We start from the raw sequence: 13,934 nt of genomic DNA on the forward strand, positions 1-13,934 counted from the left end.
GCAAAATCCGGGGGAACGGCCTCAGATACCTGGAAGTCGGGACGGCCGGATTTGAACCGGCGACCTCATGTACCCCATACATGTGCGCTACCGAGCTGCGCCACGTCCCGTTTTTGAATGCATCGGCTCATATGACGCAAACCACCGCGGGTTCGGAGTGGCAGGGCCCAATCCGGGCTCGATCCCTGTGAGTTCTCGACGAAGCCCCACTGTCGGCGGCAGTGCGGGGATGCCTACTGCGCGTCGTCTCGGGATCGGAGAGACGAACGGACGTCGACGTCACCGAGCAGGGTGCGGTGGACGGGGCACTTGTTGGCGATCTCAAAGAGCCGCTCGCGTTGGTCGTCGCTGAGGCGGCCCCGGATTTCAATTTCCCGGGTAATCCGGTCCACCTGGCCCTGCTCCGTGTCGCAATTTTCGCAGTCCTCCGCGTGCACTTTTTCGTGGGACAGGCGGACGATGGTTTCGTCGAGGGGCCACTCTTTGCGATCCGCGTACATGCGGAGGGTCATTCCCGTACAACTGCCGAGTGCCGACAGCAAAAAGCCGTATGGCGTAGGCCCGTCGTCGTCGCCCCCCACGCTCTCGGGCTCGTCCCCAACCAGTGCGTGCTGCCCCGCCTGAATCGCCGTGCGGTATGTGCCTTCGGTACGCGTCACCACGTCTTCGTCGGGCGTGTCGGGCACCGAGACCGACCGGTCAACGTACTTTTCGGCCCAGGCCCCCAGGACCACCCCCAGGTATTCGGCGTCTGACCGATCCGTAAGGAGGTGGTCGGCGTCGTCGAGCGAAACGAAGCTCTTCGGGTGCTTGGCGGCCTGGAAGATCTTGGCGGCGTTGTTTGCCCCGACGGTCTGATCCACCGGCGAATGGAAGATCAAGAGCGCCCGGCCGAGCGTCCGGATGGTGGTTTCCATCTTCGTCGCCGCAAGGTCATCGAGGAATTGCTTCCGGATCGTGAAGGTGCGTCCGGCCAGTTGGACGCGCGCTTCCCCCTTTTCTTCGATGTCTTCGACCGCGTCTTGGAGGTGCTGGGTGACGTGCTCCGGGTCGTACGGCGCCCCGATGGTGGACACCGCCTGTACGGAATCGAGCCGCTGCGCGGCTTGCAGCACCGCGGCGCCCCCCAGCGAGTGGCCCACCAGAATGCGGGGCGCCTCGTGGTGCTCACTGAGATAATCGGCCGCCGCGATCAGATCCTCGACGTTGGACGAGAAGTTGGTGTCCGCGAACTCGCCCTCGCTTTCCCCAAGCCCGGTAAAGTCGAACCGGAGTACGGCAATCCCGTGACGGGTTAGTGCTCGGCTGATGGCCCCCGCGGCCCGCAAATCCTTGGAGCACGTGAAGCAGTGCGCGAAGAGCGCAAACGCACAGGGCGATTCGCCGTCGGGACGGTCAAGCCGAGCGGCCAGGGCGTTTCCGTCGGCGTTCTCGAATCGGATTTTTTCGGGCATAGACAAGGGGTTGTCTTCGAATGAGCGTCAGAGATGAGAGTTAGGACGCCACAGGGGACGCCAAATTGAACGAAAAGTCGCGGGTCTCCGTGGCGGTGCCGCCGTCGAAACTCCGCTCGGCAAACGTGACCCGCCCACTGCGATGAACGAGAAACACGGTGGAGGCACGGGTCCCGTACGCCTCGTCGCCGTCGATGAACGGCGGCGAGAGCATTCGTTCGGTCTCGCGCCCCACCCCCGTCTGGGGAAGTTGACCGTCCGGGGCCGGCTGGCGGTCGTCGAGGATATCGAAAAGGGCCTCAATGGACAGGTCCTTGTCTTCGCAGAGTGCATCCAACCCGGAGGTGCCCCGCTCCACTTTGGGCCACGAATCGTCGAGCTGCGCGTTGCTCATGCCGTGGATCCCGGACCGTACGGGCCGCGGGGTGCCGTCTCGGTTCGAGTAGTAGAACGTCTTCTCGGGCGTTCCGACGAGCACATTGAACCCGTTGTACTGATCCGCCTCCGTTTCCAGGCCGTCGAGATACGCCTCCGGCGCGAGCTCCTCCCGCAAGTAGTCCGCCACGAGACGCCCCCGCGACGGCGCGTCGTCCCGACGGGGGCGCTCGTCACGCACGTTGGTCACCGTCGCCCAGTGCCCCTTCCGAGTGATGCCGAGCCACGTCCCTCCTGCTTTCAGGTCGCGCCCGCCCAGCACATGCGGTGCGTCGTCCCAGAAGGCGGCAGGAGCCGTCGGCCGGTCGTAAAATTCATCCCGGTTCCCCGCAAAAATGAGGGGATACTCCGGATGCACGTCCTTTGCGAAAAGAATCAGACACATGGCGCGTCCAGGATATGAGCAAGGAGAGAGGGACAGGCCCCAACACGGCGGGCTCGGCCCGCGCTTAGGCGTCACGCTTCTCGACTGCAAACAGGCGCGGCGGGTCGTTGCTCCAATTCGGAAACCGATAGGACAAGGCCCGAAACTGCGCCTGCGGGAGGGCCGACGCCCAGGCCTCCACGGCGTCGGCCTCTTCGTCTCCCCCCTCATGGCCCGTATAGGCGACCACCGTGATGACGCCGCCCGGGCGGAGCGCCTCCGTACCGGCATCGAGGGCCTGACGGGTCGTCTCGGGGCGAGTCACAACCGAGTGATCTCCGCCGGGCAGGTAGCCCAGGTTAAACATGATGGCGCCGACCCGCCCCCGCTCCGCCTCTTCTAGGTGCCGGGCGAGGGTCTGATGCCCCGCATGCACCAGCCGAACGGGGGCACTGAGGGCTTCCCGCTCGAGGCGGTGTCGCGTCTCGACCAGGGCCTCCTCCTGCACGTCGAATCCCACGACGGCCCCGCCCGCCCCGACCGCTTGGGCCAGGAACGCGGTGTCGTGTCCGTTGCCGACCGTGGCGTCGACCGCAATCCCGCCCTCTCCGACCGCCCGGCCGGCGAGGGCGTGCGCCTGCTCCAGGATCGACGGAATCACCATGTGGACGGGATCAGGGCTGTTGCGGGGCAGCGTGTGCGGTTGATCAGGGGGCGAGGACGCTCCGGAAACGCGCGACCAAACTCCTCAAATTCCGAAAGGGCGAGGAATCTCACGCCCCGCCAGTCCGTGAGGCAGAGAAAGACTTATGCCGAGCCCACTCGCCCCCATGGCCGTTTTCGTTGACCTTGACGAGCGAAGTTACACCGTTCATTTCGATTCCCTCGCCACGGTCCCGTCTCTGCTAGAAGACGTTGGGCTCGCGGCCGGACGGTGTCTCCTCGTCACCGACGAGAACGTGGCCCGCCACTACAAGACACCACTCATCGAGGGCCTTTCCAACGCAGGCTGGACGGTGCGTTCCCTCGTCCTCCCCCCTGGCGAGCAGACCAAATCGGCCTCGTGCCTTCACCGCATCTACGACGACGCCCTCGCCTGGGGCATCGATCGGCAGACCCCGGTGCTCGCCCTCGGGGGCGGCGTCGTCGGCGACCTGGCCGGGTTCGCCGCGGCCACCCTCCTGCGCGGGCTGCCCCTCGTGCAACTGCCAACCTCCCTTCTCGCCCAGGTCGACGCGTCGGTGGGGGGCAAAACGGCCATCAACCATGACACCGGCAAGAACCTGATCGGCGCCTTCTACCAGCCGGAGCTCGTCTGCGCCGACCCGCAGACGCTCGATACCCTGCCGATGCGGGAGTACACAAGCGGCATGGCGGAGGTGATTAAACACGCCCTCATCCGCGCCCCCGATCTCTTCGAGGCCTTGGAAGACCACCTGGTCCCCGTCATGGCCCGCAAAGATCGGGAGATTGTCTCGTCGGTGATTGAGGACGCCGTGGGCGTGAAGGCCGACGTCGTCAGTGCCGACGAACGGGAGGAGGGCCGGCGCGCCATTCTTAACTTCGGTCACACCTTCGCCCACGCCCTCGAACGCGTGGCGGGGTACGGGGCGTTTACCCACGGCGAGGCCGTCGCCATCGGAATGCGGGCGGGGCTCTACCTTTCCCATCAGCGCCATCCCGAGGCGGTGCCTCGCGAGCGACTCGATCATGTGATCCGTGCCGTGCCGATTGAATCCGACCCCGCCGAGGTGCCCTTTCCCGACCTCTACGCAGCGATGGCGGCGGACAAGAAAAATGAGGGGGGCACCATCCGCTTCGTGCTCCTCGAACAGTTGGGCCAGGCGTACGTGACCGGCGATGTCACGGAGGCCGACGCCCGTCATGCCTGGCAGTTTGCGTGTTCGAACTGAAACGCCGCCCCTCCTTCAGTCGTGTCAACACGCCGATAGGAGGCGGTTGCCTCGATAACGCCCTCCATCCCCCTCCGCCTTCGGCCCGCAATCGTGCCCGACTCGTCCAATCGCCGGTCCCTCACCCAACCGCTGTGGCGGGCCTTCCGCGTCGCATTCGCAGCGGTGATGGTCGGGGTCGTCTTCTTCGTCGGGCTCACACGGACGGAGGTGGGCCGCGATCGGATCCGACGACACGTCGAGGCGCAATTCAATCAGCAATTCCAGGGGACCCTCTCGATCGACTCTCTGAGTGGGTCCCTTCTCACCGACATCGAAGCAAGCGGAGTGCAGCTGCGAGCTCCCTCGGGCACGCTTGTTGGGACGGTTGACGAGATCCAGGCAACCCCCCAGTGGGCCAACCTCTTGACCGCAGAACTGTCCATCCAGTCTCTTGCCCTGATTCGGCCCCACCTCGTACTTCGGCGCGACTCTTCAGGGGGCTGGAACGCCGCGAACGCCGTTCGGCGGGTGTCTCCCTCCACGTCGGGAAGCGCCCTGGATTTAACATTTGCGGACATTGAGGTCCAACGGGGGCGTGTGACCACGACCCGCGGCGGCTCCGCCCCCAACCTGGTCCGGCAGGGCTGGCTGTTCGACTACACGCGAACGACCGTCCGAGACCTCTCGTTCAGCGCCGTTGCCCAACGGACGGGAACCAGGCGCTTCGTCGACCTCAGCAACGGGTCGTTTTCCATGCCGGGCGAGGACCTCCGTGTCTCCTTCCTTGAGGGCCAGATCCAACAGACACCGGATGGCTGGTCGATTAGAGGGCTGGATTTGTCCCTGGATACGACCCGCATTCGGGGGAAAGCCTCGATTCAAACCGGCGGGGCCGACGGAGCGTCGCCCCAGGTCTCGGTGCGCCTGGACCGGAGTCGAATCGATCAGGGCGAGCTCCGACGCATCGTTCCCCGGCTTCCGCTCGCGGACGTGGTGACGCTCGAAGGCACGCTGGAAGGGACCGCACGCCGACTCCGCGCGGACGACGTTACGATTACCCACGATGCTTCCGTCGCGACCCTGAGCGGAACCCTCCGCCAGGCCCGCGGGGGGCTTGCGATGGATCTTCGCCTCACGGAGGGCCGGCTCGTCCCGAAGGATGTTCGCGACGTGTGGCCGTCCGCCCCTCCCGTGCCCTCCGTCGATGGCACTCCGTTCAACCTCACTGGCTCGCTGCAGGGCACCACCGCCGACGCTCCGGCCGGCCCCCGCACGTTCGACCTCACGACCCGTCTCGCCATGGAAAGCCCGCACGGAGCGGTCCGGGGGTCGCTGGCAGTGGCCCGGTCGTCGGCTTCCGGCCTCTCGTACAACGGCACGCTCGAAGCGGACAGCCTCAACCTTGCGCCCCTGACCGGCCGCCCGGCCCTGACGAGTCAACTGTCGGGCCGAGTCGAGGGCAGCGGAACGGGCATCCAACTCGGCAGCCTGCAGGGCTCAGTCGAGGTGTCCCTCGCAGGCTCTCGGGTTGCCGGGCGCTCCTTTGCCTCCGCCGACGGCACGCTCTCGATCGACGGGGACAGCACGAATGGCACCCTCAGTGTTCGGCAGGACAACGGCGGACGGCTTTACGTGAACGGGGCGGCCCAGGACCTCGATCGCCGGCCGTCCTATACGGCCACCGTGACCGGCTCCGACCTCGATCTGGGATCCATCGTGGGCCCGACCGCCCCCTCCACCCAGTTGAATGCGCGCCTGACGGTCGGGGGGCGCGGGGTCCAGTGGCGCTCCCTCGCCGGGACGGCCGTACTACAGGTGGACAGTTCTCGGGTGAATCGCGGGGACAGCACGATGACCTTGCCCCCGCACTCCGTCGCCCTCCGGCTGGCCGACCGCACCGCCGGGCGCCCGCGTGTGGAGTTGAGCGGCTCCGTGCTTCGTCTCACCGCCGACGGCACCTCGCTCGGCCCGCCCCTCTGGACGGCCGCCCAAACCTGGGGCACGAAGCTCCGAAACGCAGTTCGGCGCGAGCGCGACAAGCCTGTGCCCTCCCGCCAACAGTCCTCCGCCCAGCCCTCCCTCTACCTGCCAATAGATGCCTCATCGCGAGCCTCCCTCCAGTCTCGGGGTCCCCTTGAGGCTCGGGCTGAGATGCGGATTCTCCAGCCGAAAATCGTGAGTGCCTGGTGGCCCACCTTTCCGGAGGGGACCGAAAACCTCACCGCCGAGGCTCGGCTCTCTGTCGGCCCCGATAGCCTCTACACTGCCGGGCACGTTTCGGCCGATTTGGTTCGGGCCGGCCCGAATACCGTAACGGACCTGCGGGCCGAGTACGACGTGTCCAGCCACGTCGATGCCCCTCTCGCGCAGTCGACCCTGGCGACGGCAACCGTCTCGGCCGGACGGGCGACGCTGGGGGGGCCCGCCCTCAAGAACACCGCTGTTTCGCTCGCCTACGGGGGCCGCACCGGACGAATTCAGGCACGGGCGGACAGCGTCGGGATCGCCGATTCGGTTCGCCTGTCCGGGGGGCTTCGCGTTACGCCACGGGCCAATGAGTTGCGCCTCCGGAAGGTATCGGCGAGCATCGGCGGCAACGAGTGGACCAATGCCGCACCTGCGTCTCTACGGGCCTACTCGGATGCCTTCGTCGTCGCCCCCCTTACGATTCAACAGCCCCATCCCGACACCCCGTCCCTACAGACGATCCGGATTGGCGGCACCGTCTCGGCACGCCCCTCAGATACGTTGGCCGTGAAGGCCCGGAACGTCTACCTTCCTCCCCTCTCGCGAGCACTGGGACTGCCGCAGCTCATCGGTGGCAACCTGGACGGCACGGTTCGTCTGCGGAGCGCGCTGGGCCAACCCGAGCTGGCCAGTGACCTGGCCGTGCAACGCCTGTCCTTCGACCGCCGCGTCCTGGGCTCTGCCCGCCTCCGTATGACCTACGCCGCCCGGTCCCCCGATCTCCGTGTGGAGGGGCGGCTCCGCTCAAAGGCCCAGACCATGAAACAGCTGACGGGCCCGGCGCTGGTTCCATCGGGCGCACGAACCGTGGAGCCCAATGACATTTCCGTGTCGGGCCGGGTGCGCCTCCCGGAATGGGCACGCGCAGCGCCCCCCGAACGGGCGTCGGCCCTGCCGCCGGGAGAAACCCTCGACCTTTCGGTGGATGTCGAGCGCGCGGACCTCTTTTTCTTTCGGTACATCTTCGAGGAGCGCGTGGCCGGGGTGCGTGGGTTCGTGAGCGGCCCGCTTCATATCGGGGGCCGGGTCCTAGATCCTCGGTTTGAGGCGGACTTCGACATCGTGAACGGGGCCGTCCGGCTGCCCGTCTTCGGCCTGGCCTACGAGGTGGAGGGCCCCGTGGAGGTGGACAAGCGCGGCATCCACGCCCGCACGCTCCGGGTTCAGGACGAGGAGGGCACGGCCACCGTGGACGGGAGCATCCTGTTCAACGACTACCAGTACTTCTCTTTCGACCTATCGGCCTCGCTGGACGGCATCACGGTGATCGACGTATCGCAGGCCGAGGACCTTCCCTTCTACGGCCGCATTCGGGGGTCGGGCCCCCTCCACCTCAACGGCCCGCTTCCCGACGCCACCCTCGAATCAAACGCGGCCCGGACGACGCCGGACAGTGAACTGTACATCCCCGTCTCCGGACGGACGGTGGAGGAGGACGCGGGCTTCATCGTCTTTGCCGACTCCACGGGCCGGACGCCCTCCGTGTCGCAGTTGACGCGCCGGCCCAATATTCTGGCCGACCGCCCCGCCGGTGTGCCCTCCTTCGTTGAGGGCCTCAACCTGGACCTCAACGTCATCGCCCCGGACGAGTCGACGGTCAACCTCGTCTTCGATCCACTGGTGGGGGACGTGGTGACGGTCGTCGGCTCCGGCCGGGTCCAGTTGCAGCGGGAAGAGGGCGATTTTTCGGTCTACGGGAGCTTCGACGCGACCAGCGGCACCTATTTGTTCACGGCCGGAGAGGTCTTCGTGCGGCGCTTCGCCATCAGCCAGGGGACGATTACCTGGGACGGAAGCCCCACCAACGCCCAGCTGGACCTGGATGCCGAGTACCGTACCCGGGCCTCCCCCTCCGGGCTGCCGGGCTTTGACGGCTACAGCGGACGCATCCCCGTCACGGTTCAACTGGCCATCAGTGGCCGGGTGGCCTCGCCCCAGGTGGACCTGAGCCTGTCCATGACGCGGAGTGAAGAGCGAAACCTGATTGGCTCCGAGACCCTCGACGCTGTTCTCAACCAGCCCGCCCGGACCACGGAGTACGCCACGAGCGTGCTGCTGACGAACACATTTCTCCTCACCACCGAGTCGATCACCCAAAGCGGTACGGCCCGGTCCGACGGCGAAGGCAATCAGTTGACGACGGCGGGCAACCAGCTGGCGTTCAACAGCGTGTCCCAGCTCGTGTCGAGCCAGCTCAATCGGTATCTCGGGGAGGCCCTCCCGAACGTAGACCTCAACTTTGGCGTGCAGGGCGAAGACCCAAGCAACCTGGACCTGATCTATGGCGTGGCCCTGCGCCTGCTCAACGAACGCCTCATCATCCGGGGCGAAGGGGTCTATACCAACGACGACCCGGCCGACTCGGACGCCCAGCGCGCCGGCGGGCCGCAGGGGGAATTCGTGGTGGAGGTGCGGCTCAGCCCCAGCGTCAGTGCGAAGGTCTTCTACCGGCGCACCGGGGACGAGCTGACCCCGAGCCGCGCCCTTACAAGCAGCCGCGGGGCCGGCGTCTCGTATCAGACCCAGTTCTCGACCTGGCGAACGCTCTTCCACAGCATCTTTGGCTGGATGTTGCCGACCGACCCTGCACCGGACGACGAGGACAACCCCGCCCCCGATCCGGTCGCGCAAAGCGCCCGTCCCCCGTCCGATTCGACGGCCTCCCCCGAGGCGCAGCCCCCCTTCGAACAGAACGACCCCGTATGACTTTTTCGTGCGGTTCGAACGCCGACGGGCAGGCGGTCGTTGCGATACACGAGATTCATACTGATTCCTTTTTTCAGCACAGAACCCTACTGCCATTACGGAGACGCAAGTTGACAGCCTTCGACAGGACATCCTCGCCTTTCTGCAAGAACATCCCAACGACGCCCACCGCTCCCACGAGATCGCGAACGGGCTCGGCATTGAGGACAATGAAACCTACCTCCAGTTCTGCGACGTGCTCGCAGAGATGACCGCCCAGCAGCTCGTGGAGCGCGACGGCCGAAAATACAAGACCAAGGCCACCACGCGCCAGCACACCGGTGTCCTCCAGTGTCACGACAAGGGCTTTGGCTTCGTCCAGGCCACGGATCAGGACGAAGAGTTCTTCATCCGGGAGGCGAACATGGGAGAAGCCCTCCACGGGGATCTCGTTCGCGTGGCCGTGGCCGCCCGGGCGCCGGAAGACAAAAAGCGCGAGTGTGAAGTCCTTGAGGTGGTCGAGCGGCGCTGCACCGAGGTGGTCGGCACCTTTCACCACCGCAGCGACTTCGCCTTCGTGGAGCCGGACGACCAGCGCATCCTGCAGGACGTCTACGTCGCGCCGGATGCGTTCAGCGGCGCGAAGGACGGCGAAAAGGTCATGGTGTCCATCGACCGGTTCGACGACCGGAAGGCCTCCCCCGAAGGGCGCATTCTCCGGGTCATCGGCCCGTCGGACGACCCGAACGTGCGGGTTCTGTCCCTCGCCATGAGCATGGACGTGAAGGCCGACTTCCCCGACGAGGTGGAGGCCGAGGCCGAGAGCATTCCCGTGAAGATTCCCGAGGATGAGATTGAGCGCCGTCGCGACCTGCGCGACAAGCCGGTCTTTACGATCGACCCGGTCGACGCCAAGGACTTCGACGACGCCGTCCACGTCGAGGAGCTCGACAACGGCAACTACGAGGTGGGCGTCCACATCGCGGACGTGAGCCACTACGTCGAGCCCGACACGGCCATCGACGCGGAGGCGCTGGAGCGCGGCACGAGCGTGTACCTCGTGGACCGCACCATCCCCATGCTTCCCGAGAAGCTCTCGAACAAGGTCTGCTCCCTGCGGCCCCACGAGGACAAGCTCGCCTTCTCCATCTTGATGGAGCTGACGACGGAGGGCGACGTGGTGGACTACGAGATTTGCGAAACGGTCATCCACTCGAAGGAGCGCCTCACCTACGACCGTGCTCAAGACTACATCGAGGGCGGCTACCCCGACGACAAGATGGCGGCGGACGTGGTGCAGGCCAACCGGCTTGCCAAAACCATCACCCGGCGCCGGATGCAGGAGGGCGCCATCGACTTCGGCTCCGACGAGGTAAACGTGATCCTGGACGACGACGGCACCCCCACGAACATTGTGCGGAAGGAACGGCTCCAGGCCAACCGCCTCATTGAAGAGTTCATGCTGCTCGCCAACCGGACCGTTGCGAAGCACATCGCCGCGCCGGAGCACGTGGACCGCCACCGCTCGAACGGCACCGACGAGCCGCTTCCGTTCGTGTACCGGGTGCACGACAGCCCAGACAGCGAAGAGATTCAGCAGCTCGCCGAATACGTTCGCGTCTTCGACCACGAACTGCCCCTGACCGACGGCAACGCACGTTCCTCGGACCTCGGGGCCCTCATCGACGAGGTCCAGGGCCAGCCCGAGGAGCAGGTCATCGTGCGGGCGGCGCTCCGCGCCATGTCGAAGGCCGAGTACGCCGTCGGCAACATCGGCCACTACGGCCTCGGCTTCGACTACTACTCCCACTTCACGAGCCCCATCCGGCGGTACCCCGACCTCATGGTACACCGGCTCCTAAAGCGGTACGCCAAGGGCGGCTCCCCCGCCGACATCGAAGACCTCGCGGCTCGGTGCGAGCACTGCTCCGAACAGGAGCGAAATGCGGAGGAGGCCGAGCGGGAGTCCGTGAAGCTCAAGCAGGTCGAGTACGTGAAAAACCACGTCGGCGAAGAATTCGACGGGGTCGTCAGCGGCGTGACGAAGTTTGGGGTCTTCGTCGAGATCACCGACCTGCTCGTGGAGGGACTGGTCCACGTCCGCGAAATGAACGACTACTACGTGTACGACGAGTCGACGTACACGCTTCGGGGCGAAAACAACGGCACCTCCTACCGGCCCGGCGATTCGGTCCGTGTGGAGGTGGCGAGCGCCAGCGTCGAGGACCGCGAGATCGACCTCCTGTTCGTGGAGTAGGGCCGCCCCGCCTTGTGGGCATCACCCGGGGGACCGTCGACCGGTGCTCCGGGCCGCGCCCCCGCCTAGGCCGCGGGCGCCCCCGACGCGTCGTCGGGCACGTCTTCGGCGAAGTCGTGCACCAGCAGCCCGCTCCGAAGCTTGGGCTCGAACCAGGTGGACTTCGGGGGCATCAAGCTCCCCTCGTCCGAGACCGCCACCAACTCCTCAATGTGGGTCGGGTACATGCTGATGGCCAGCTGGGCCGCCCCACTCTCCACCCGGGCCTCCAGCGCATCCGTCCCCCGAATGCCGCCGACGAAGTCGATGTTGGGGTCCCGCCGCTGATCGCTGATGCCGAGCCGAGGCTCCAGCAGGTGCTCGCTCAGGCGCGACACGTCCAGCCGGTCGACCACCCGGTCGCCTTCCGGCTCCGGCAGGGCCAATCGGTGCCAGGCCCCGTCCAGATACAGGCACACGAGCCCCTTCTGGGCCGGCACCGGGTCGTCCACGTTGCGGGTCACCTCGAAGTCGCGGGCCAGCTGCTCCAAAAAGTCACGGGGAGAAGTGGGCAGCTCGTGGACGATCCGGTTGTAGGCCATGATGTGCATGTGACTCATGGGAAAGAGGACCGCGGTGAACATCTCGTACCCGGGGACGTCCGCCTCGGCCTCCTCTGATTGGCGCAGTGTCGCCGCGGCCCGGCTGGCCGCCTTGCACCGATGGTGTCCGTCTGCGATGTAGAGGTGCTCGACGTTCTGAAACGCCTCGACGAGCGGGCTCGGCGCCGGGGCCTTCCACACCGTGTGCCGTACGCCATCCTCCGCCTCAAAATCGTACAGCGGGTCCTGTGCCTGCACGTCCGACACGAGCGAATGAATCGTCTCGTCGTCGCGGTACGTCAGCATGACGGGCTCGGCGTGGGCCTGCTGCGCGAGGATGTGCCGGGTCCGGTCATCTTCTTTGGCGGGGCGCGTCTCTTCATGCTTCACGATGGTGCCCTCGTCGTATTCGGCGACCGACACGCCCCCGAACACGCCCGTCTGCTCGCGGCCGTCCATCACGAGGCGGTACACGTAGACGGTGGGGGCCTCCTCCCGCACCGTGTAGTCCGCCTCCACAAACCGGCGCAAATTGACGGCCCCCTGTTCGTACACGGCGTCATCGTAGAGATCCCGCTCCGGGGCCAGGTCAATCTCGGGCCGGGCCACGTGCAGAAAGCTCCGCGGCTTCCCTTCGGCCCGGTCGCGCGCCTCGGACGTATCGACGACGTCGTACGGCACCGACGCAATTTCTTCGAAGTGTTGAGGACGGGGGCGCACGGCCCGAAACGGATGCACAGTGGCCATGGACATTGCGACCTTGATGAGGGAGATGGACGAACACGATGCCAGTATACAGGCCAGCGTGTGAAGACGCATACCTGTCCCTCGTTTTTTCAGAAGGGGTTTTCATTACAGAATCTACGGCCGCTCGCCGATGGGAGCATGGGTTCTCCCCCGATGCAAGGGGGCTCGCGCACGGGCCAATGCCCTGGCGGCCGTCCGGGTGCCCAAGCGCAGGGGCGCATGGAGGACGAACGGCGGCGCGCGTCTGCCCGACCCGCCCCCCGAACCGCGGCGGCACTTGCGCGGGTGGCGCAGCCGGCCCGTGTCGCCCCGCCCGCCTGGACTGCGACCGGTCCCGCCTCCTCCGTGTGGGGGCCATCAGCACAGATTGCCTTCAGCCCACTGGGCACGCCCGAAGACAGCACGCGCCGTTCTGCCCCCGAGTACCGAGCGCCGGAACAGAGCTCAGTGGTCGGCGCGGGGCACGGGTGTCAGCCCTCGGCCGAGGCCCCTCCTGACATTTCGCATCACTCAAAAGGTGACCCGCAGGACCAGAGGAGGGCCGAACGACAAGTCGGAAGAGGCCCGGAGCGGGGCAGGTGTCACCGCGCGGCGGAGTTGATGAACGAGCAGGGCAATTCCCGTCCCCAAAACAGTTCCGACCAGTACGTCGCTGGGATAGTGCACCCCAAGATGCACCCGGCTTAGCGCCACGCCCGCCGCCCAGAGCGCACCGGGGCCCACGACGTACCATCGCGGATACGACAGCCCCCAGGAGGTCACGAGGGCCGCCGAGAGGGACGCATGCCCGGACGGGAACGAGAGGTATGCATCTCCGGGGGCCGGCGGTCGGTGACGATCGGCGCGCGCCTTCAACGGCCGATGGACGTACGGGCGGGGGCGCCCCACCACGTGCTTGGCCCCAACCACAACCCCATACGTGAGCCCTTGGGTGAGGGTCAACCGGTAGGCGGCAGCCCGCGCGGCGGGGGATTCAGTGAGCACCGCGCCCCCCCAGGCAAACGGGACGGCCCCGTAGAACACGGGACGGGCCGATCGGTGCGCCCCCCACAACCCGCCCGTGAGCGCCGGCTGCGTCGTGCAGTAGAGAAGCGCAAGGCCGCGTACATCGAGGGGGCGGTCGGGAGCCGCCCCACAGAAGCGGGCGCTAGCAGATTCCGGCGAGGGGTGCGAGGGCTGTGCCCGGGCCGCCTCGTGCCCCCCCACGTGCATCAGGATGACGAGCAGCGGCCAGATCGATCCGTGCAGGCACCGTCGGACGGCCATGAG

Annotated in this window: 8 protein-coding genes and 1 tRNA gene; 3 read left to right on the top strand and 6 right to left on the bottom strand. The window is 66.6% G+C overall.

Annotation, left to right across the window (positions count from 1 at the left end; genetic code table 11):
* Nucleotides 1–36: 36 nt before the first annotated feature.
* The 4 genes from SRU_RS08045 to SRU_RS08060 form a co-directional block, all read right to left on the bottom strand.
* Nucleotides 37–110: transfer RNA gene (locus tag SRU_RS08045), tRNA-Pro, on the bottom strand.
* A 123-nt stretch (nucleotides 111–233) separates the two neighbouring features.
* On the bottom strand, nucleotides 234–1,454 hold the full coding sequence (locus SRU_RS08050; protein WP_112904039.1) for a bifunctional alpha/beta hydrolase/OsmC family protein: 1,221 nt from the start codon (nucleotides 1,452–1,454) through the stop codon (nucleotides 234–236).
* A gap of 40 nt (nucleotides 1,455–1,494) precedes the next feature.
* Nucleotides 1,495–2,274, bottom strand: a complete 780-nt coding sequence (locus SRU_RS08055) for an NRDE family protein (protein WP_011404272.1) — start codon at nucleotides 2,272–2,274, stop codon at nucleotides 1,495–1,497.
* Between the two features lie 64 nt (nucleotides 2,275–2,338).
* A complete protein-coding gene (locus tag SRU_RS08060; protein ID WP_011404273.1) occupies nucleotides 2,339–2,917 on the bottom strand; it encodes a tRNA (mnm(5)s(2)U34)-methyltransferase in 579 nt (192 codons plus the stop codon).
* A 145-nt stretch (nucleotides 2,918–3,062) separates the two neighbouring features.
* On the opposite strand from SRU_RS08060, the gene aroB reads away from it, so the two are divergent.
* The 3 genes from aroB (at nucleotide 3,063) to rnr (ending at nucleotide 11,337) form a co-directional block, all read left to right on the top strand.
* Nucleotides 3,063–4,166: a 3-dehydroquinate synthase gene (aroB, locus tag SRU_RS08065; protein WP_011404274.1), complete on the top strand. Its 1,104-nt coding sequence runs from the start codon at nucleotides 3,063–3,065 to the stop codon at nucleotides 4,164–4,166.
* Nucleotides 4,167–4,259: 93 nt separating this feature from the next.
* Nucleotides 4,260–9,101, top strand: a complete 4,842-nt coding sequence (locus SRU_RS08070) for a translocation/assembly module TamB domain-containing protein (protein WP_112904041.1) — start codon at nucleotides 4,260–4,262, stop codon at nucleotides 9,099–9,101.
* 130 nt (nucleotides 9,102–9,231) lie between these two features.
* Nucleotides 9,232–11,337: a ribonuclease R gene (rnr, locus tag SRU_RS08075; protein WP_103015545.1), complete on the top strand. Its 2,106-nt coding sequence runs from the start codon at nucleotides 9,232–9,234 to the stop codon at nucleotides 11,335–11,337.
* Between the two features lie 65 nt (nucleotides 11,338–11,402).
* On the opposite strand, the gene SRU_RS08080 is transcribed toward rnr, so the two are convergent.
* Nucleotides 11,403–12,665, bottom strand: coding sequence for a DUF1015 domain-containing protein (locus SRU_RS08080; RefSeq protein ID WP_112905220.1), 1,263 nt, complete (start codon nucleotides 12,663–12,665; stop codon nucleotides 11,403–11,405).
* A 510-nt stretch (nucleotides 12,666–13,175) separates the two neighbouring features.
* Complete coding sequence (locus SRU_RS08085; RefSeq protein ID WP_011404278.1) at nucleotides 13,176–13,931, bottom strand: phosphatase PAP2 family protein; 756 nt, start codon at nucleotides 13,929–13,931, stop codon at nucleotides 13,176–13,178.
* Between the last annotated feature and the right edge of the window lie 3 nt (nucleotides 13,932–13,934).

The organism is Salinibacter ruber DSM 13855, from assembly GCF_000013045.1.
Lineage (GTDB): Bacteria > Bacteroidota > Rhodothermia > Rhodothermales > Salinibacteraceae > Salinibacter > Salinibacter ruber.